This window comes from Salinicola sp. LHM (assembly GCF_034479735.1).
GTDB lineage: Bacteria > Pseudomonadota > Gammaproteobacteria > Pseudomonadales > Halomonadaceae > Salinicola > Salinicola salarius.
In genome coordinates this window covers 3,194,933-3,214,564 of the sequence record NZ_CP140261.1, presented here as the reverse complement: position 1 = coordinate 3,214,564, position 19,632 = coordinate 3,194,933, and the positions used below count along the sequence as shown (strand labels likewise).

General features: G+C 63.4%; 20 protein-coding genes. 16 read left to right on the top strand and 4 right to left on the bottom strand.

From position 1 onward, the window contains the following. Positions 1-218 precede the first annotated feature (218 nt). Positions 219-806: a YSC84-related protein gene (locus R5R73_RS14675; protein ID WP_110630232.1), complete on the top strand. Its 588-nt coding sequence runs from the start codon at positions 219-221 to the stop codon at positions 804-806. A 102-nt stretch (positions 807-908) separates the two neighbouring features. Here R5R73_RS14675 and R5R73_RS14670 read toward each other — a convergent pair whose 3' ends face one another. After that, the gene (locus R5R73_RS14670; protein ID WP_110630230.1) at positions 909-1,637 is read right to left on the bottom strand and encodes a YebC/PmpR family DNA-binding transcriptional regulator; all 729 of its coding nucleotides are present in this window, start codon (positions 1,635-1,637) and stop codon (positions 909-911) included. A gap of 229 nt (positions 1,638-1,866) precedes the next feature. On the opposite strand from R5R73_RS14670, the gene dbpA reads away from it, so the two are divergent. The 3 genes from dbpA to R5R73_RS14655 all read left to right on the top strand — a co-directional run bounded on the left by dbpA (position 1,867) and on the right by R5R73_RS14655 (position 5,381). Next, on the top strand, positions 1,867-3,315 hold the full coding sequence (dbpA, locus tag R5R73_RS14665; RefSeq protein ID WP_322527914.1) for an ATP-dependent RNA helicase DbpA: 1,449 nt from the start codon (positions 1,867-1,869) through the stop codon (positions 3,313-3,315). A 32-nt stretch (positions 3,316-3,347) separates the two neighbouring features. Then, the gene (locus R5R73_RS14660; RefSeq protein ID WP_071229840.1) at positions 3,348-4,208 is read left to right on the top strand and encodes a PA4780 family RIO1-like protein kinase; all 861 of its coding nucleotides are present in this window, start codon (positions 3,348-3,350) and stop codon (positions 4,206-4,208) included. Positions 4,209-4,373: 165 nt separating this feature from the next. Further along, positions 4,374-5,381: a zinc-dependent alcohol dehydrogenase family protein gene (locus R5R73_RS14655; protein WP_276232134.1), complete on the top strand. Its 1,008-nt coding sequence runs from the start codon at positions 4,374-4,376 to the stop codon at positions 5,379-5,381. An 81-nt stretch (positions 5,382-5,462) separates the two neighbouring features. On the opposite strand, the gene R5R73_RS14650 is transcribed toward R5R73_RS14655, so the two are convergent. Then, a complete protein-coding gene (locus R5R73_RS14650; RefSeq protein ID WP_322527913.1) occupies positions 5,463-6,284 on the bottom strand; it encodes a transporter substrate-binding domain-containing protein in 822 nt (273 codons plus the stop codon). 175 nt (positions 6,285-6,459) lie between these two features. Between R5R73_RS14650 and R5R73_RS14645 the strand changes: the two genes are divergently transcribed. From R5R73_RS14645 to R5R73_RS14630, 4 genes are all read left to right on the top strand, one after another. Beyond that, entirely contained in the window at positions 6,460-6,927 is a 468-nt protein-coding gene (locus R5R73_RS14645) for an HIT family protein (RefSeq protein ID WP_322527912.1), read from the top strand. A 189-nt stretch (positions 6,928-7,116) separates the two neighbouring features. Further along, complete coding sequence (locus R5R73_RS14640; protein WP_416221243.1) at positions 7,117-7,686, top strand: LemA family protein; 570 nt, start codon at positions 7,117-7,119, stop codon at positions 7,684-7,686. Next, entirely contained in the window at positions 7,686-8,498 is an 813-nt protein-coding gene (locus tag R5R73_RS14635) for a TPM domain-containing protein (protein ID WP_322527910.1), read from the top strand. The genes R5R73_RS14640 and R5R73_RS14635 overlap by 1 nt, the downstream gene beginning before the upstream one ends. 19 nt (positions 8,499-8,517) lie before the next feature. Beyond that, entirely contained in the window at positions 8,518-9,153 is a 636-nt protein-coding gene (locus tag R5R73_RS14630) for a TPM domain-containing protein (RefSeq protein WP_322527909.1), read from the top strand. A gap of 89 nt (positions 9,154-9,242) precedes the next feature. Here the strand turns inward: R5R73_RS14630 and R5R73_RS14625 are convergent, their stop codons facing one another. After that, on the bottom strand, positions 9,243-10,664 hold the full coding sequence (locus R5R73_RS14625; protein ID WP_071229835.1) for a DEAD/DEAH box helicase: 1,422 nt from the start codon (positions 10,662-10,664) through the stop codon (positions 9,243-9,245). A gap of 426 nt (positions 10,665-11,090) precedes the next feature. Here R5R73_RS14625 and R5R73_RS14620 point away from each other — a divergent pair, with 426 nt between their 5' ends. The 3 genes from R5R73_RS14620 (at position 11,091) to R5R73_RS14610 (ending at position 12,924) form a co-directional block, all read left to right on the top strand. Then, the gene (locus R5R73_RS14620) at positions 11,091-12,251 is read left to right on the top strand and encodes a glycerophosphodiester phosphodiesterase (RefSeq protein WP_322527908.1); all 1,161 of its coding nucleotides are present in this window, start codon (positions 11,091-11,093) and stop codon (positions 12,249-12,251) included. A gap of 74 nt (positions 12,252-12,325) precedes the next feature. Further along, the gene (locus R5R73_RS14615; protein ID WP_110630209.1) at positions 12,326-12,616 is read left to right on the top strand and encodes a cupin domain-containing protein; all 291 of its coding nucleotides are present in this window, start codon (positions 12,326-12,328) and stop codon (positions 12,614-12,616) included. Between the two features lie 89 nt (positions 12,617-12,705). After that, complete coding sequence (locus tag R5R73_RS14610; RefSeq protein ID WP_322527907.1) at positions 12,706-12,924, top strand: SEC-C metal-binding domain-containing protein; 219 nt, start codon at positions 12,706-12,708, stop codon at positions 12,922-12,924. A gap of 6 nt (positions 12,925-12,930) precedes the next feature. Here the strand turns inward: R5R73_RS14610 and R5R73_RS14605 are convergent, their stop codons facing one another. Continuing rightward, on the bottom strand, positions 12,931-13,845 hold the full coding sequence (locus R5R73_RS14605; protein WP_110630207.1) for a LysR family transcriptional regulator: 915 nt from the start codon (positions 13,843-13,845) through the stop codon (positions 12,931-12,933). A 248-nt stretch (positions 13,846-14,093) separates the two neighbouring features. On the opposite strand from R5R73_RS14605, the gene R5R73_RS14600 reads away from it, so the two are divergent. From R5R73_RS14600 to R5R73_RS14580, 5 genes are all read left to right on the top strand, one after another. Continuing rightward, the gene (locus tag R5R73_RS14600) at positions 14,094-15,614 is read left to right on the top strand and encodes an ABC transporter substrate-binding protein (RefSeq protein WP_322527906.1); all 1,521 of its coding nucleotides are present in this window, start codon (positions 14,094-14,096) and stop codon (positions 15,612-15,614) included. A gap of 77 nt (positions 15,615-15,691) precedes the next feature. After that, positions 15,692-16,609, top strand: a complete 918-nt coding sequence (locus R5R73_RS14595; RefSeq protein ID WP_322527905.1) for an ABC transporter permease — start codon at positions 15,692-15,694, stop codon at positions 16,607-16,609. Between the two features lie 10 nt (positions 16,610-16,619). Continuing rightward, positions 16,620-17,555 carry an ABC transporter permease gene (locus R5R73_RS14590; RefSeq protein WP_110630202.1) on the top strand — a complete coding sequence of 312 codons (936 nt, stop codon included), beginning with the start codon at positions 16,620-16,622 and terminating at the stop codon, positions 17,553-17,555. Next, positions 17,555-18,556, top strand: a complete 1,002-nt coding sequence (locus tag R5R73_RS14585) for an ABC transporter ATP-binding protein (RefSeq protein ID WP_322527904.1) — start codon at positions 17,555-17,557, stop codon at positions 18,554-18,556. The genes R5R73_RS14590 and R5R73_RS14585 overlap by 1 nt, the downstream gene beginning before the upstream one ends. Then, a complete protein-coding gene (locus tag R5R73_RS14580; protein ID WP_322527903.1) occupies positions 18,553-19,587 on the top strand; it encodes an oligopeptide/dipeptide ABC transporter ATP-binding protein in 1,035 nt (344 codons plus the stop codon). The genes R5R73_RS14585 and R5R73_RS14580 overlap by 4 nt, the downstream gene beginning before the upstream one ends. Positions 19,588-19,632 lie beyond the last annotated feature (45 nt).

Here is a 19,632-nt window from a genome sequence, read left to right as displayed (position 1 = left end):
GCTAGCGTAGAGCGTCGGATAACCCTTGCCCAAGTCTGTGGGCCACGAATGGTGGCGTTCCTTAATCGCCATTAATCGGCGTCTGGCCCGCTCGAGCGCAACGCCAGGAAGCCGCAGAAATCGCCAGGCTGGGCTATACCTAATAGAGCAAACGATATTCACAAGACACACGACGAAACGGCAACGTCAACGAAATGACTCATTCAGGAGAACCACGCATGTCGCATATCCTCTGGCGTCGAATTGCCTTGAGCATCATGGCTGGTGTGTTGCTGGCCGGCGGGCTTGGCGCCTGCACCACGACGACTTCCTCCGATCGCGAAAGCCGAATGTCGCAGCGGGAGCAGCTGGATCAGGACGTACAGCAGACGCTTGATCGGCTCTATCGATCGGTGCCGGCTTCCCGGGCGTTGGCCGACCGTGCGGAAGGCGTGCTGGTCTTTCCGGGCGTACTGGGCGCCAGTTTCATCGTTGGCGCCAGCCACGGTGATGGATCGCTGCTGGTCGATGGTGCCAAGGCGGGCTACTACACCACGACCAGCGGTTCCATCGGCTTTCAGGCCGGCGCGCAGTCGCAGGCGGTCATCTACATGCTGATGACGGAAAAAGCGCTCAATCGGGTACGTAGCGACAACGGCTGGTCCATCGGCGCCAGTGCCGGCGTCGCGGTCGCGGACATCGGCGCCAACGGCCAGATCACCAACGACACCGCCAATCAGGAAGCCGTCGCGTTCGTGATGAACAACCAGGGTATTCAGGGCGGGGTGTCGTTGAACGGCGCCAAGATTTCCAAGGCCAGCCCTTGAAGCGGTTCGCCCCTTGACGCCGAATTCACCGGCCCGAACGCAAGAAACCCACCGCGAGGTGGGTTTCTCGTTGATGACCGAGCAGATCTCGAAGCGAGCGCGTCAGGCGTTCTGGGGCAGCTCGGCGTTGTGATAGACGTTCTGCACGTCGTCGAGATCATTCAGCAGGTCGATGAACTTCTCGAACATCGCCACATCGTCGCCTTCCAGCGGCGTGTGGGTCTGCGGCAGGAACTGGATCTCGTCGGCTTCGAACTCGATCTCGCCGAAGGTATCGATCAACGCCTGCTTCGCCTTGGCGTACTCGGTGTGCGGAGCGAAGACCGTGATGCGGCCCTCCTCGTTCTCGATGTCGGTAACGTCGACATCGGCTTCCATCAGCGCTTCGAGCACCGCTTCCTCGTCCTCGCCGGCGAAAGCGAAGATCGCGCAGTGGTCGAACATGTGGCTGACCGTGCCTTGCGTGCCGATCTTGCTCTTGGTCTTGGTGAAGCAACCGCGAACGTCGCCGAAGGTCCGGTTCGGGTTGTCGGTCAGGCACTCGACGATGACCATGCAGTTGCCGGGACCGAAGCCTTCGTAGCGCGCCGGCGAGAAATCTTCGCCCCCGCTGCCCTTGGCCTTGTCGAGGGCCTTTTCAATCACGTGCGAGGGCACCTGATCCTTCTTCGCCTTTTCGATCAGCCCGCGAAGCGTCAGGTTGCCGGAAGGGTCGGTACCACCGGACTTGGCGCAGACATAGATTTCGCGGCCATACTTGCTGTAGACCTTGGTCTTGGCATCGGCCGTTTTGGCCATGGATTCCTTGCGGTTCTGGAAGGCCCTACCCATTGTCACTACCTATCAGGTTGTCAACGACGGGCGAGATTTTACGCAACATTGCGCTGATGTTGCAGGTTTATTTGGCCTTTCTTGCCCGGATCGGCTGCCCCGGGCGACGGGACGGCGTCAATCGCCGCGCGCTCTGGTATTCTGCCGCGCCCGAACATGACATGGTGAGACCCGAGACGTCCGCCGGTTGATTGTATCGATCCCTTCTTCTCGACCAGGAGCGCTTGCCATGTCCGAGATCAACCATGCCAAGACCAACCATGCCAAGACCAACCACGCCGAGGCTGGTCACTCCGAGGCGTTCTCTTCGCTGCCGCTGGTGCCGGCGCTTCTGGATAATCTGGAATCGCTGGGCTATCTGGCGATGACGCCGATCCAGGCCGCCAGTCTGCCGCCGATCCTGCGCGGCCGGGACGTGATCGGCCAGGGCAAGACCGGCTCCGGCAAGACCGCCGCCTTCGGCCTGGGTCTGCTGTCGGCCCTCGATGTGTCGCGCTTCCAGGTTCAGGCTCTGGTGCTTTGTCCCACCCGCGAGCTGGCGGACCAGGTCGCCGAAGAGCTGCGCCGGCTGGCGCGCATGCTGGCCAACGTCAAGATTCTCGCGCTGTGCGGTGGCGCGCCGCTGGGTCCGCAGTTGAACTCGCTGTCGCACGGGGCGCATGTCGTCGTCGGCACGCCGGGGCGCATCGAGGAGCATCTGCGCAAGGGCTCGCTGGATCTCTCGTCGCTCGCGGTGCTGGTACTGGACGAGGCGGACCGCATGCTCGACATGGGATTCCAGGCTGCGCTGGAGACCATCGTCGCGGCCACGCCGACGGCACGCCAAACGCTATTGTTCAGCGCTACCTACGGGGACAGCGTCCGCCCGATCGCCGAGCGCATGCTGCGCGAACCGGTGACGGTGGAAGTGGCCTCGACCCATGACGAGCAGAGCATTCACCAGCACTTCCACCAGGTCGCCGACGAGCCGGCCCGTCTCGCGGCGCTGCGCCAGCTACTGCTGCACTACCGGCCGGAATCCAGCGTGGTGTTCTGCAATACGAAGCGCGAGACACAGGCGGTGGCGGACGAGCTGGTCGCCATGGGATTCAGCGCGGAAGCCTTGCACGGCGACCTCGAGCAGCGTGACCGCGACCAGATCCTGATCCGCTTCGCCAACAAGAGCCTGTCGGTTCTCGTCGCCACCGACGTGGCCGCGCGCGGACTGGACATCGATGCGCTGGATGCGGTCTTCAACTACCAGATCGCCCGCGAACTCGAAGTTCACGTGCACCGTATCGGGCGGACCGGCCGCGCCGGCGCACGCGGCGTTGCCTGCACGCTGCTGACCGAGAAGGAAGCCTATCGGCTCGAACGCCTCGAAGAATTTCTGGGCGAGAGCCTGCCCGTGGAGCCGCTGCCCGGTCGTGCCGGCGCCGCGCAGCCGCCCTTTCAGCCACGCATGGCGACACTGCAGATCGACGCCGGCAAGAAGCAGAAGATCCGCCCGGGGGACGTGCTGGGGGCCTTGACCAACGGCGACGATGCCATCGATGGCGATCAGGTCGGCAAGATCAAGGTGCTCGATCGCAGCGCCTATGTCGCGGTCGAGCGCGAAATCGTCAAGCAGGCGCTGGCGACGTTGAGTGCGGGTAAATTGAAAGGGCGCAGCTGCCGGGTGCGCCGAATTGGACGCTGAGGCCAGCAGGAACCTGTGAGGATAGCGAAAGCATGAAAGTACCCAAGCGATTGCAGCCGTTGGTCGAGGATGGCCTGGTGGACGAGGTCGTCAGTCAACTGATGAGTGGCAAGGAGGCCCAGGTTTTCGTCGTTCGCTGCGGGGAGGAGCTGCGCTGCGCCAAGGTGTTCAAGGAGGCCAGACAGCGCAGCTTCAAGCAGGCGGTGGCCTACCAGGAAGGGCGCAAGGTACGTAACAGCCGCCGGGCGCGGGCGATGTCGAAGAAGACGCGCTATGGCCAGCGCGAGCAGGAGTCGGCGTGGCTGAACGCGGAAGTCGACGCGCTCTATCGCCTCGCCGAGGCGGGTGTACGGGTGCCGACCCCGCATGGCTTCGTCGACGGTGTGCTGCTGATGGAGATGATCGTCGATGCCGAGGGCGACGTGGCGCCGCGCCTCGACGACGTCGAATTGACGCCGGAGCTGGCGCTCGACTATCACCAGCGTCTCATCGGCGAAGTCGTCCGGATGCTCAGCGCCGGCCTGATTCACGGCGACCTGTCGGAGTTCAATATCCTGGTCGGCGCCGACGGGCCGGTAATCATCGATCTGCCCCAGGCGGTGGATGCGGCCGGCAACAACAACGCGCCGTGGATGCTGGTACGCGATGTCGACAACCTGCGCGGCTATTTCGGCCGCTTCGCCCCGGCACTGTTGAAGACCGACTACGGCAAGGAGATCTGGGCGCTCTACGAGGCCGGCGAGCTCCATCCCGAAGTCCGCCTGACGGGACGCTTCACGGCGGATACCACGCTCGTCGACGTCAGCGACGTCATGCAGGTGATCGACGATGCGCGCGAGGAAGCGGCGGAGCGACAGGCGCGGGAACGGGACGACGACGAAGAGAACTGGTGACGCGACCCGCGCTCCGCAATCTGCAATGGCGTGCCGGCAACGGGCAGCGGCATCGCCGACAGAGCTTGATTGCCGACAGAGCTTGATCGCCGCAGGAGGAGAGCGTCTACACTCTCGTTACCATCAAAGCGATCCATCGAGGTCGTTTCGTTCAAGGAGTGTTTCATGCAAGTCGTCAATCTCAAATCCCCCGGTGGCCTGGATCAACTCAAGCTTCACGAGGTCGAAGGCCCCGGCGAGCCGGGGCCGGGAGAGATCCGGGTCCGTCTCCATGCCAGCTCGCTCAACTTTCATGACTATATCGTCGTCAGCGGCAAATCTCCGACCGAAGAAGGGCGAATTCCCATGGCCGATGGCGCGGGTGTCGTCGAGGCCGTGGGCAAGGGTGTCACGGAGTTCGCGGCCGGCGATCGTGTCGTCTCCACCTTTTTCCCGCACTGGCTCGAAGGGCCGGCGCGGGTGGCCGACTTCAAGACGGTGCCGGGCGACGGCGTCGACGGCTACGCCCGCGAGCAAGTGGTGCGGCCCGCCCAGTGGTTCACTCACGCCCCCGAAGGCTACTCCCATGCCGAAGCCGCCACGCTGACCACGGCGGGACTGACGGCCTGGCGTGCGCTGGTCGTCGACGGCGGGCTCAAGGCGGGGGACACCGTGCTAACGCTGGGGACCGGCGGCGTCTCGATCTTTGCGCTGCAGCTTGCCAAGGCGATGGGCGCGACCGTCATCTCCACCTCGTCTTCCGAAGACAAGATCGCCCGCCTGAAGGCACTGGGCGCCGATCATACGATCAACTACCGCGAAGAGCCGGAGTGGGGCAAGAAGGTCCAGCAATTGACTGACGGGCGCGGTGCCGATCACGTCATCGAAGTCGGCGGCCCGGGCACGTTGCCGCAGTCCATCGATGCCGTGGCCATTGCCGGGCATATCTCGCTGATCGGCGTGCTGACTGGTCGCGGCGGGGATATTCCCACCTCCAGGCTGATGGCGAAGCAGGCGCGGCTGCAGGGCCTGATCGTCGGCAGCCACCGCCACCAGATCGAGATGATCCGCGCGCTCGAGGTCACCGGCCTCAAGCCGGTCATCGACTGCTCGTTCTCGCTGGACCGGATTGCCGACGCCTTCCGTCATCAGGAATCCGGCAAGCACTTCGGCAAGATCTGTCTGGAGTTTTAAGCGCTTGGCAGGAAGAGATACGAAGCGCCAGAACGACAGCGCCGCCGGGCTATCCCGGCGGCGCTTTTTATCGTCTCGGTATCAGGTATCCGACTTGCGAGAGGCGGGGCGCAGATCGTAATCGAAGTACTGGTGCATCAGGTCTTCGAACGTGCCGTCGGCATAGACGCTGTCCAGCGCCTGATTGAAGACTTCGGCCAGTTCCTTGTCGCGGGGGCGAACCGCAATCGCGTTGCCTTTGCCGAAGATCGACTCCGGACGGTCGATCCGCGGGCCGACCTGAACGAACTGGCTGTCGGCGTTGCCGATCTCCAGCGAGTCCAGCGCGACCGGATAGTTGAGAAACGCCAGGTCCAGGCGCTGCGATTCCAGATCCAGCGCGACATCCGCCGCCGTGGCGTAGCGCTGGATATCCAGGGTGTCGGCGTACTGCTGCGTGATGTAGCTGTCCTGCGTGGTGCCTCGCTGCACGCCCACCGAAAGCCCCTTCAGCGAGGCCGGATCGTCGAGAGAGATATCGCTGCCGCGCCGCGCCACCCAGACCTTCGGCGACATGGCGTATGGCCTGGTGAACAGCACCTGGCGTTCGCGCGCCGGCGTGATGCGCATCGATGACATGATGGCGTCGTACTTACGCGAGAGTAGCCCGGGGATGATGCCGTCCCAGCCCTGAACGACCCACTCGCAGTCGAGTTTGGCACGCTCGCAGAGGATGTTGCCCAGATCGATCTCGAAGCCCGCCAGCTCGCCATCGGCGTTGCGATACTCGAACGGCGGGTAGGGCACGTCGACAGCGATGCGAACGTGCTGCGGCGTGGCGGCATGCGCACCGCCAGCGAGACCCAGGCCGAGGGCCAGTACCGCGAAGGGACGGGCAAGGCGAAGATTGAATCGTTGTGTCACGCAATGATCCTCATATTGTTGTGGTGATGGGATTCCACCATCCGATCATCGCGCAGGGCAGTGATGAAGACCAGAGGGAGAACACGAGGGCTGGCAGTCGAGGGCGATGAAGAACTTTCACTTCAGACGCTTTATGATCCGACGATCGGTTATCAGTTCGAAGGGAGCAACCTCTATGAGCTGCATCTTTTGCGACATCGTCGCCGGTCGTGCGCCGGCCCACCGTATCTGGGAAGACGAATCACACTTGGCTTTTCTCTCCATCTTCCCCAATACCGAGGGCTTTTCGGTGGTGATCCCCAAGGCGCACCACCCCAGCTACGCCTTCTACTGCGATGACGAGGTTCTGCGCCAGCTGATCGTGGCGACCAAAAAGGTGGCCCGGCGCCTGGATCGGGCGCTTTCGGGCGTGGCCCGTTGCGGCATGTTCTTCGAGGGCTACGGTGTCGACCACCTGCACGCCAAGCTGTTCCCCATGCATGGCACGGGGGAGGACGCCGCGTTCAAACCGATCGAGTCCAGGGTCGACAAGTACTTCGATGTCTACGAAGGCTATCTCTCCTCCCATGACTACCGGCGTGCTGACGATGCCGGGCTGGCAGCGCTTGCCGCCCGGATCCGGGCCACCGGCGACGCGGAGTGAGCACCGGGGAATCACCTTCCCATGGCGCCGGCCAACCTGTAACTTGGCGTCATCGTCGTCTTGCCATCTTCGAACCCGCGTGACGCGTTCGAGCTATCGAGACGACACGCCATGATTTCTCATCAGGAACCCTTCATGCAGACACCCGTGACCGCTCTCTCCTTCGCCGCCCGTCAACCCTGGCGATGGATGTTGCTGCTGGTACTGATGCTGTCGCTGTCAGGCTGCGGCATCAACAACATCCCGACGCTGGACGAGAAGGTGAAATCGTCCTGGTCTCAGGTCGAGAACCAGTATCAACGCCGCGCGGATCTCGTGCCCAATCTGGTGCAGACGGTAAAAGGGTTTGCCAGCCAGGAGCGGGAGACGCTGACGGCCGTTACCGAGGCGCGGTCCAAGGCGACCTCGATCCAGGTCGATGCCGACAGTCTGAACGATCCTCAGAAGCTCAAGCAGTTCCAGCAGGCCCAGAGCCAGCTGACCGGCGCGCTGAGCCGGCTGATGGCGGTTTCCGAGCGCTACCCGGATTTGAAGTCGAACCAGAACTTCCTGGCGCTGCAGTCGCAGCTGGAAGGGACCGAGAATCGCATCGCCGTAGCGCGTCGCGATTTCATTCAGGCGGTCGAGGCGTACAACACCGAGATCCGCACCTTCCCCGGCAAGATCTGGCATAGCGTGCTCTACAGCGACATGCCGATTCGCGAGAACTTCGAAGCCACCACGGAGAATGCCGATCAGGCGCCCAAGGTGGAGTTCTGATGCGCTGGCCGGTTCGACAATCGTACAAGTGCGCTGCATCGCTGATGCTTGGCCTATGGCTACTGGCCTTCGCGCTGGTCGCCCAGGCGGCGCCGGATTTCCCCGAGCTTACCGGCCGGGTCGTCGACAATGCCGAGCTGCTCGACCCCGCTACCCAGTCGCAACTGACCGATATGCTGGCGGCCCACGAAGAGGCGACCTCCGAGCAAGTGGTGGTAGTCACGCTGCCGGATCTGCAGGGTGAAGCCATCGAGGATTACGGCTACCAGCTCGGGCGACACTGGGGTATCGGCCAGGAGAGCGAGGACAACGGCGCGCTGCTGATCGTGGCGGTGGACGAGCGCGCCGTTCGCATCGAGGTCGGCTACGGCCTCGAAGGCCGGCTGACCGACGCCCAGTCTTCGATGATCATCAACCAGATCATCACGCCCGCATTCCGCGAGGGCGACTTCGCCGGCGGCATTACCCGCGGGGCCGAAGCGATGGTCAAGGTGCTGGGTGGCGATCCCATGGCGGAAGCGGCGCCGCAGCAACAGCCCGATCGGCAAGCGTCACGCCATATCGGCGGCGCAGGTTTCTGGTTCTTTGCGCTGTTCATGATCGTCATGCTGATCGTTCGTAGTGGCGGCGGCGGTGGTGGTCGTGGCGGCAAACATCGCCGGCGCCGTGGCGGTTTGGGCGGTTTCCTGCTCGGCGGTGCGTTGGGTAGTGGAATGGGTGGCGGTTTCGGAGGTTCCGGCGGCTTCGGCGGTGGGGGCTTCGGTGGCGGTGGCGGCGGTTTCGGCGGCGGCGGTGCCTCCGGTGGCTGGTAGACGACAGGATAACGACAGCATGTCTTTACTGAGTGAAAGCGAACAACGGCAGGTCGGCGACGCGATCACGCGGATCGAGCGCGACACCGATGCCGAAGTCGTTACTGTCCTGGCACGCCAGGCCGATGATTACACCTACATCCCGCTACTGTGGGCCGGGCTGACGGCGCTCATCGTGCCGGGTGCGCTGAGCGTCATCGCCAACTGGCTGGGTTGGCTGGACGGCGTCAGCGCCTGGTATCTGCTGCTGGTGCAGTGGCTGGTCTTCATCATGCTGGCGGTGGTGTTTCGGTTGCCGTCGATACTCACGCGGCTGATTCCGCGCCATGTGCGCTTCTGGCGCGCTTCCAACCTGGCCAGGCGCCAGTTCCTGGAGCAGAACCTGCACCATACCGACGCCGGTACCGGCATGCTGATCTTCGTCTCGGAAGCCGAGCGCTACGTGGAGATCATCGTCGATCGCGGGATCTCGGCCCAGTTGAGCGACGACAGCTGGCAGTCGATCGTCGAAGCGTTCACTGCCCGTGTCAAAGCCGGCGAGACGCTGCAAGGCTTTCTCGACTGTATCGAGAGCTGTGGCGACCTGCTGAAGACCCATGTGCCGGCGACCCACGAGTGTAACGAGCTGCCCAATCGGCTGGTCGTGCTCGACTAGGCTTCCCGCGCCGGCACGGGGCCGGCACCCGGATACGACAACGCCACCGTCGATGACGGTGGCGTTGATGCCGAGTCGGACGTTGCGGGTCAGACGTTGCCGTTGGGCGTGCCGCCGCCACTGCGGCGTTGGCCACCCTGCGAACGCCGCCGACGACGTGCAGGCGCGTCGCCATTGCGGTTGCCGCTGTCGCCCCGGTTGCCTTCACTGCGATTGCCACTGGCGCCGCTGCGCTGGCCCGAGGATGAGCCACGACCACCGCCGTTGCCGCGTCCGCCCGCGTTGTTGCCGCGACCGCCACCATTACCGCGACGCTGGCCACCGCGTGGCTGACGGCCCTCGTTGTCGTCGACCTTGGGGCCGCCGCCGGGTGTCGGTTCGAACCCTTCCACCGCTTCGCTGTTCAGGCGCTGGCTGATCAGACGCTCGATGCCGGCCAGTTCCTTCTTCTCGTCCAGGCTCACCAGCGAGACAGCCTGACCGCTGGCGCCGGCGCGGCCGGTACGGCCGATACGGTGGACGTAGTCTTCCGCCACGTTGGGCAGCTCGAAGTTGACCACCTGCGGCAGTTGGTCGATGTCCAGTCCGCGGGCCGCAATATCGGTCGCGATCAGGGCGCGGACGCTGCCGCTCTTGAAGTCGGCCAGCGCCTTGGTGCGCGCGTTCTGGCTCTTGTTGCCGTGAATCGCCGCCGCCTCGATACCCTGGCCTTCCAGATACTTGGTCAGACGGTTGGCACCATGCTTGGTGCGGGTGAAGACCAGCACCTGCTGCCACTGATGCGTCTGGATCAGGTGCGACAGCAGCGCCGGCTTGCGGCTCTTGTCCACCGGATGGACCCACTGCTTCACTGTCGCCGCCGCGGCATTGCGTGGCGTGACCGACAGTTCGACCGGATCGTTGACCAGGCCCTTGGCGAGATTGCGGATATCGTTGGAGAAGGTCGCCGAGAACAGCAGATTCTGACGCTGCTTGGGCAGCACGGCCAGAATCTTGCGGATGTCGTGGATGAAGCCCATGTCGAGCATGCGATCCGCTTCATCGAGCACGAGGACTTCGAGCTTATCGAAGCGAACCACTTTCTGCTGATGGAGATCGAGCAGGCGGCCCGGCGTGGCGACGAGGATGTCGACGCCCTGGCGCAGGGTGGCGATCTGCGGGTTGATCTTGACCCCGCCGAAGACTACGGCGCTCTTGAGCGGCAGGTGCTTGCCGTAGGTCGCCACGCTTTCTCCCACCTGAGCGGCGAGTTCACGGGTCGGGGTCAGGATCAGGGCGCGTACCGGGATCTGTGAGCCGCCCTGGGGGCGCTCACCTTGGGACAGGCGGTGAAGAATCGGCAGGGTGAACCCCGCCGTCTTGCCGGTGCCGGTCTGTGCGGCTGCCATGACGTCTCTTCCCTCGAGGACGGCGGGAATCGCCTGTGACTGAATCGGGGAAGGGGTGTCGTAGCCCTGTTCGGCAACGGCTTTCAGCAACGGGGCACTAAGGCCCAGTGAGGCAAAACTCATTCGGTATTCTCTAGGTCGCGGCGAATGGCGAAGCGAAGCGGCTACGCTCTACCGGGGAATGCCAGTGCTGGCTGATGCGCCTGGAGGCGGCAAATAGGAGGGTCGTCAACTCTTTCAGCTTCGCGTGACGACGGTCAGACAGGTAACGGCAATGGGAACGCAGCTTAACGCATGTCTGCCCCCGCCGCCATCCCGGAGCCGCGACTATCGAGAATTGATCCGGCGACTCGTCTGGCCCGGAAGGGGAAATGGCTCGGCACCAATGACAAGGGCTCCAGGCGAAGTAAGGACTGACTGGGGCGATGGCGGGATGTCACTGCGCCCGGCGCTGGCTATGCTGGTGCCACGATCGTGCTGGCGTGGGGTCGGGTTAGCGTCGGCGTCGAATCCGGTTGGAAGGCTCGATAACGAACGAAGGAGATAGCGATGACCACTGCGACACGTCACTGGCTACTGGCCTGTGGTGTCAGCCTGATGCTGCCGATCGGCGTGGTCCAGGCCGCCGATACCGCCGGCGACGGCGAACCGCAAGGCTCGACACTGTGCACCAAGATTCCGATTCCCTGCGATGCGGTGATCGCCCACCGCGGCGCCTCCTACCAGGCACCGGAGTCGACCCGACCGGCCTACCTGCTGGCACGGGATCTGGGCGTCGACTATCTGGAGCTGGATCTGCAGCGCACCCAGGATGGCGTGCTGGTGGCCGTTCACGACAACTCGCTGGGTCGCAACACCAACGTCGCCGAGGTGTTCCCTGACCGGGCCGATGCGCCGGTGTCGAGTTTCACGCTGGACGAACTCAAGCGGCTCGACGCCGGCAGCTGGTTCAATGCCGCCTATCCGGATCGTGCCCGTGACAGTTATTCGGGTCTCGAGATCCTGACGCTGGACGAGGTGATCGACATCGCCGAAGGCGGTCGGAATCATCCCGGGCTCTATATCGAGACCAAGGTGCCCGAGCAGTTCCCGGGGATCGAACAGGACCTGCGTGACAAGCTCGAGGCGCGGGGCTGGCTCGGCAAGGCAGCGAAATCTCGACCTGCCGCCGAACAGGGCGCCGTCAGGGTTGGCGATACGCCGGGCCGCGTGGTGATGCAGACCTTCTCGAAGGCCAGCCTGCAGGCGCTGGGAGAGGCCATGCCGCAGGTGCCGCGCGTGCTGCTGCTGTGGCTGGGCGAGGGCGGCATCGAGGCCGCACCGGGCAGGCCGCAGGGCGACGGCGAGAGCACCGCCGACTATTATGCGCGCCAGCAGGTCGCGTCACCCGAGGCATATCGATCCTGGCTCGATTTCGCCAAGGATCATGGTGCCATCGGTATCGGACCTTCGGCGGTGCAATCCGAGCATGACGGCGCGTTCAGCAGCCAGTTCAGCTACATGGACCTGGCCGAGCCGTGGATGATCGGCATGGCCCATGACGATGGCATGCTGGTGCATCTCTACACGGTGGACGAGCCGGCAGACTTCGAGCGTTATCGGCAGCGCGGCGTCGACGGCTTCTTCACCAACCGGCCGGAGCAGCTGCTGGAATTCTACGGCCAGCCGTCTCAGGATCAGGACGCCATTCTGAAGCGTTACGGCTACTGAGCCAGTTTTTGCAGCGTGTGCCGGTGTAGCGTCGGCGCCGAACACCTCTATTTATCGATTGAAGGATTGGAATCATGAACTCCTCGCGGCCACAGGCCAAGTCTACCGTACAGGTCGACAATGACCGAGTCACCGTCACCGAGTGGCGTTTCCCTCCGGGTGCCGAAACCGGCTGGCATGCGCATGAGCACGACTATGTCGTGGTGCCCCAGAGCACCGGCAAGCTCGAGCTCGAGACGCTGGATGGCCACACGTTTTCGGTGCTGGAAGCAGGAGTTTCCTACTATCGGGACAAGGGCGCCGAACATAACGTGGTCAACGCCAACGATAGCGAATTCGTGTTCGTCGAGATCGAGCTCAAGTAGCGCACGCGGGCTGCAAGACGATGGCGCCACCGCGATCCGTGGAGGATAATCGCGCCCCGGTTATCCTCCCTTCGTTACGGTATCGCCAGATGACTCAATCACACGTTCACGGCCCGGACTGTCAGCACGATCACAGCCACGACCATAGCCACGACCACGGCGCCCCCGGCCACGTTCATGGCCCGCACTGCCAGCATCACCACCACGAACCGCAAGCCCCGGTGCGCAACGCCTTCAAGGACGTGGGCCGCAACGACCCTTGCCCATGCGGCAGCGGCAAGAAGTTCAAGAAGTGCCACGCCGGTTGAAGGTCATCACGGCTTGCCGGTTTCCATCATCTCCTTGAGATGTTCGAGAAATGCCTCGGTCGCTGCCGGCAGGGTACGGTTGGCCAGTGTCTGCAACTCCACGTGGCGGGCATCCATGCCAGCATCGCGAATCGGCACCGCCACCAATCGGTCATGCAGAAGCCGATGCCGAATCGAGATTTCGCCGGCCAGTGCAATGCCGCCACCCAGCATGGCGAAATTCACCAGCGCCTCGGTGTAGTTGCTGGTGAAGGTCGATTCGAAGATCAGGTTCTGCTGGCTACAGCAGATATCGAACAGCTGGCGTAACGTCGTTTCCGGCGGCGGCAGGGCGACTGGATGCGGCTGCAGTTGCGCCAGTGTCACCTGTCGTCGACCGGCCAGCGGATGGTCGTGGGCCATCAGTGCCTGAATGCGCGAACGCTGGCGTGACGCCACTTGGATGTCGCGCTCCGGCGCCAGACTGAAGGTCAAACCGATATCCGCTTCTCCCTCGCGCACCTTGCGCGTCACTTCGGCCGGCGAACTTACGCTGAGTCGAAACTGGATGCCCTGATAGCGGCGTCGAAACTCGATGATTGTCAGCGGGATGAAATCGACTGCGAACCCTTCCGAACAGGCCAGGCGCACTGTGCCGCGTTCGAGCCCCTGCAGGGCCTGAATTTCGCTGGACACACGCTCGGTTTCCAGTTGCATTCGCCTGGCATGTGCGGCCAGCAGCTCCCCGGCGGCGCTCGGCACCATGCCTCTGGCGCGCCGTTCGAACAGCTGGGTACCGAGCTCGTGTTCGAGACGTGCGATCTGCCGGCTGATCGCCGAGGCGGCGACATTGAGTCGAACCGAGGCCTCGCTGATCGAACCGCTTTTGACCACCGTCAGGAAATAGCGCAGTGCGGTTTCCTGCAGCGCGCGGCTATTCATCTCCACGAATACCGGACATGAAATGCTCCCCATTGTTTTTATTAAAGTTTGCCGAAATGGCAATGGTTGTTTCTAAACATTGTACTTGTGGCATGGGTAGGCGTTCGATAGCTTCAAGTGAAAAGGCGTCGACCCGAAGGCGGTTCAACAACACAACGACAGGGCCGCTGGAAAAGACGCTGCCGGTGATACGCCGGGCTCTCGTCCGATAACAGACTCTCGTCCAACAACACAAGAACGAGGTTGATATGCGCTCTAACTTGACGCTTCGCCATATCGTAGCCGGCACGGCGCTGTGCTGCCTGTCGCTGCCTGCGCTGGCCAACAAGGCCAACGACACGCTGGTCTACGCTTCCGACAGCGAACCCGAGAACATCAGTCCGTATCACAACAATCTGCGGGAAGGGGTCATCATCTCGCACCTGGCGTGGGATACGCTGGTCTACCGCAACCCCGAGACCAACGACTACGAGCCGATGCTCGCTACCGATTGGCAGTGGGTCGATGACACCACGCTGGAGATGACGCTGCGCCAAGGGGTCAAGTTCCAGAACGGCGAGCCGTTCAATGCCGATGATGTCGTTTTCACCTTCAACTATGTGGTGTCGCCCGACTCGAAGGTGGTCACGCGGCAGAACACCGACTGGATCAAGAGTGTCGAGAAGATCGACGACACCCATGTTCGCTTCCATCTCAACGGACCCTTCCCGGCGGCGCTGGAGTATCTTTCGGGGCCGCTTCCCGTCTTCCCGGATGAATACTTTCAGAAGGTCGGCCTGGAAGGTTTCAGCAAGAAGCCGATTGGCACCGGCCCCTATCGGATCACTGAAGTGACGCCCGGCGAGGGCGTCAAGCTCACCCGCAACGAGGACTACTTTGCCGACAGCCCTATCGGCAAGCCGCACATCGGCAAGCTCGAGTTCAAGGTGATTCCCGATCAGGACTCCCGCGTGGCGCAGTTGATGACCGGTCAGGTCGACTGGATCTGGCGCGTGCCGGCGGATCAGGCCGAGCAGATGCAGGGCATGCCAAACTTGACCGTGGATAGCGGCGAGACCATGCGTGTCGGATACATCTCCTTTGATGCCGCCAGACGCGAGAACTCGCCGCTGAGTCACCTCGAAGTGCGCCAGGCGATCAATCATGCGATCAATCGCCAGGGCATGGCCGACAATCTCGTGCGGGGTGGCAGCCGCCCGCTCTATGCGCCCTGTTTTCCTGCCCAGTTCGGCTGCGAGACCCAGGATGTGGTCGAGTACGCCTATGACCCCGACAAGGCGCGCCAACTGCTGGCGGACGCCGGCTACGGTGATGGCTTCGAGTTGAACCTATACGCTTATCGCGAGCGGGACTACGCCGAGGCGATGATCGGCGACCTGCGTGACATCGGCATCGACGTCAATCTGCGCTTCATGACCTCGCCGGCTCTGCTCGAGCAGCAGCGCAGCGGAAAGACCGACATGTCGTTCAAGACCTGGGGCTCCTACTCGGTCAACGACGTTTCGGCTTTCGCCAGCGTCTACTTTGGCGGCGGTGCCGACGACCACTGGCAGGACGAGCAGGTCCAGCAGTGGCTGCACACCGGCGATACGTCCGTCGACCCCGAGGTGCGCAAGGAGAATTATCGCAAGGCGCTCCAGCGGATCTCGGAGCAGGCCTACTGGGCGCCGCTATTCTCCTACTCCACCTACTACGCCTATACCGCCGATCTGAATTTCACGCCCTATCCGGATGAGCTGCCGCGCTTTGCCGAGGCCAGTTGGAAGTAACGCTTTCCGATATCCGCAAATCAACCTGTGCGGCCCTGTACTTCATGAGACGAGGCCGTGCGGCGTGAGGAGGTTTCATGGGCACTTTCATCGTCCGCCGGTTTCTGATCGCGATGAGCGTGGCGCTGACCATTTCGATCGTCAGTTTCATGCTGCTGCATCTATCCGGCGACCTGGCGACATCGATCGCCGGACCCGAGGCAACCGCCGAACAGGTCGAACAGATCCGCACGGATTACGGGCTCGATCGGCCCATCGTCAACCAGTACCTGGATTGGTTGGGTGGTGCGTTGACCTTCGACTTCGGCCGCTCCTACTACTACCAGAGCACGGTGGTCGATCTGATTGTGGATCGCATGCCGATCACGTTGACACTGGGTGGGCTGGCGCTGGCGCTGGCGATAAGCATCTCGATTCCGCTGGGTGTGCTGGCGGCGCTCAAACGTGATACCTGGATCGATCGGCTGGCGCTGCTATTCGCGGTGGTCGGGCAGGCGATGCCGAGCTTCTGGTTCGGCCTGACACTGATCGTGGTTTTCGCGGTGACGTTACAGTGGCTACCGGCGGCGGGCAGCGACGGCTGGCAGCATTTCGTTCTTCCGGCGATCGCGCTGGGCTACTACGCCACGCCAGCGATGATGCGACTGACGCGTACCGGCATGCTCGAGGTACTCGAGTCCGACTATATCCGTACGGCAAGAGCCAAGGGGCTGCGCACCGGATCGGTGATCTTCAAGCACGCGCTGCGCAACGCGATCATCCCGGTGGTTGCGCTGGCCGCCGTCGAGCTCGGCTTCATGCTCGGTGGTTCGGTGGTCATCGAATCGGTCTTCTCGCTCAACGGCCTGGGGCAACTGGCCTGGGACGCCATCTCGCGCAACGACTATCCCGTAGTGCAGGCCGTCGTGCTGATCATCGCGCTGTTCTACATCGTGCTGACGCTGCTGGCGGACGTCGCCAATGCGGCGCTCGACCCCCGCATTCGCACCCGCTGAGGAGAACGACATGACGACTTCGAGCGTTTCGCCAACCGCTTCTTCAGCCTCGACGCCTGGCACCGGCCTCGGCGAAATTCCGCTGCAGCCACCGGCCTGGTCCCGAGTGACCCGTCGGCTGTTCGGCCATCGTGGGCTGGCGATCGGCCTGATCGTGGTCGGGCTGGCGATCCTGATCGCCATCTTCGCACCGTTGCTGGCGCCGCATGATCCGTATCACCAGGACATCGCCAATCGCATGGTGCCGCCGGTCTGGCATGACAAGGGATCTTGGGAGCATGTACTGGGCACCGACAAACTGGGCCGCGACACCTTGAGCCGGCTGCTCTTCGGCACCCGCATTTCGCTGACCATCGGGCTGGTGGTCGCGCTGATCTCTGGCGTCATCGGCACCACGCTGGGCGTGCTGGCCGGCTATTTCGGTGGCCGCGTGGATGCGGTCATCAGTTACGTCATTACCACGCGACTGGCAATGCCGGTGGTGCTGGTGGCGCTGGCGCTGGCCTCGCTAACCGGCGGCTCGCTGACCACTGTGATCGTGCTGCTGGGGCTGTTGCTGTGGGATCGCTTTGCGGTCGTCTCGCGCTCGGTCACTCAACAGATGCGCGATGCCGAATATGTCTACGCGGCACGTACGCTGGGCTGTTCGCTGCCCTATATCCTGCTGCGCGAAGTGCTGCCCAACATCGCCGGCTCCCTGATCGTGGTGATGACCCTAGAAATGGCTCACGCGATCCTGCTCGAGGCGACGCTGTCGTTTCTCGGCATGGGCGTCCAGCCGCCGCTGCCGTCCTGGGGGCTTATGGTCGCCGAGGGCAAGGCCTACATGTTCTTCCAACCTTGGGTCATCGCGATTCCCGGTATTGCGCTGTTCGTGCTGGTATTGGCGATCAATTTGCTCGGCGATGGGCTGCGGGATCTCAATGCACCGGGAGGGCGCAACTGATGCCATTACTCGAAGTGAACAACCTGCGCGTCGACCTGCCGGTGGAGGCGGGTACGCTGCACGCCGTGCGCGGGATCGATTTTCATGTCGAGCGTGGCGAGATGCTCTGTCTGGTGGGGGAGTCCGGCTGCGGCAAGTCGATGACTTCGCTGGCCCTGATGGGGTTGCTGCCTTGCAAGGCCAGGCTCAAGGCCGATCGCCTCCAGTTCGACGGCATCGACCTGACCACGCTTTCCGAGCGTCGCCGCAGTGATCTGCGCGGGGCGCGAATGTCGATGATCTTCCAGGAGCCGATGACCGCGCTCAACCCTGCCTACACCCTGGGCAACCAGCTCTGCGAAGGGCTGATTCGTCATCGCGGCGTCAGCCGGCAGGAGGCGCGCGAGCGGGCGATCTATCTGCTGGAGCGCGTCGGCATCAGTGCCGCCAGGGATCGTTTGGACCAGTATCCGCATCAGCTCTCCGGCGGGCTGCGTCAGCGCGTGATGATTGCCATGGCGCTGATGTGCGAGCCCGACCTGATCATCGCCGACGAGCCGACCACCGCGCTCGACGTGACGATACAGGCACAGATCCTGCGGCTTTTGCGAGAGTTACAGCAGGAGTTTGGCACTGCGGTGATCTTCATTACCCACGACCTGGGTGTCGTGGCACGCATTGCCGATCGGGTCGCGGTGATGTATGCCGGCGAGGTGATCGAATCCGCGCCGACGCCGACACTCTATGCCAACCCCGGCCATCCCTACACGCGTGGACTGTTGAGCTGCATTCCCGCGCCGGGCAAGACACCACCTGGGAGCCGGTTACAGGCGATCCCGGGTGTCGTACCCAGTCTGGTGGGGCATGTCGAGGGATGCGCCTTTCGCAATCGTTGCCCGCAGGCGCAGCCGATCTGTGAGCGGACCCCACCGTTGATGTCCTTGTCCGGAGATCATCGCGCCCGCTGTCACTATGCCGACCGGCCGGTATCGGCACCGCCTCAACCGGAGACGATTTCATGAACGCACAACCCATCATCGAGGTCGCCGAACCACGCCAGTCGCCGTCGACGTCGGACTCCGCTTCAGCATCCCGCGCCGCTACCCCCGCGCTGGAAATTTGCGGACTTTCGAAAACCTTCACGCTGGGTGGTGGCCTGTTCAAGCGCGGACGCACGCTCGGTGCGGTCAGCGATGTTTCGCTGCGGATCCCGCGAGGCCAAGTCATGGGGCTCGTAGGCGAGTCGGGTTGCGGCAAGAGCACACTGGCCAAGATGCTGCTGGGGCTGACGACGCCGAGCGACGGCGACGTGCTGGTCGATGGCAGGCCGGTACGGGATGCCGATCAGAAGGCACTGGCCCGTCACATCCAGCCGATCTTCCAGGATCCGTACTCTTCGCTCAATCCGCGTAAGCGAATCGCCCAGATAGTCGGGTTGCCGCTGCGGGTGCACGGCATTGGCACGCCCCGCGAGCAGAGGGCGCGTATCGCCGAAACCTTGGATGTGGTGGGTCTGCCCCGGCGCGCCGCCGAGCAGTTCCCCGGGCAGCTTTCCGGCGGTCAACGCCAGCGTGTGGCCATCGCCCGTGCACTGATCATGCGTCCGGACATCGTGATCTGCGACGAGCCGACCTCCGCGCTGGACGTCTCGGTCCAGGCGCAGATCCTCAATCTGCTGCTCGATCTCAAGGCTGAATTCGGGCTGACCTATCTATTCATCAGCCACGATCTAGCCGTGGTCGAGCATCTGGTCGACCGGGTCGCGGTGATGTATCTGGGCCGCATTGTCGAGGAGGGCACGCGGGAGCAGATCTTCGGCTCGCCACGTCACCCTTATACCCGGGCGCTGCTGGATTCCGCACTGACCCCAGAGCCGGGGCTGGGCGTGCCGGATATCGGGCTAGGCGACGCCACGCCGGACCCGAGCGATCCGCCCGCCGGTTGCGCCTTCCATCCGCGTTGCCCCAAGGCGCAGGCGGCCTGCCGGCAGCAACGGCCACGGCTGGAAGATATCCGGAGCGATAACGCCCGGGTGGCCTGCCATCTGGCTTGAACCGCTCCCACGGCTATCGCCAGTTCAATGATTGTTCCTAGTCAA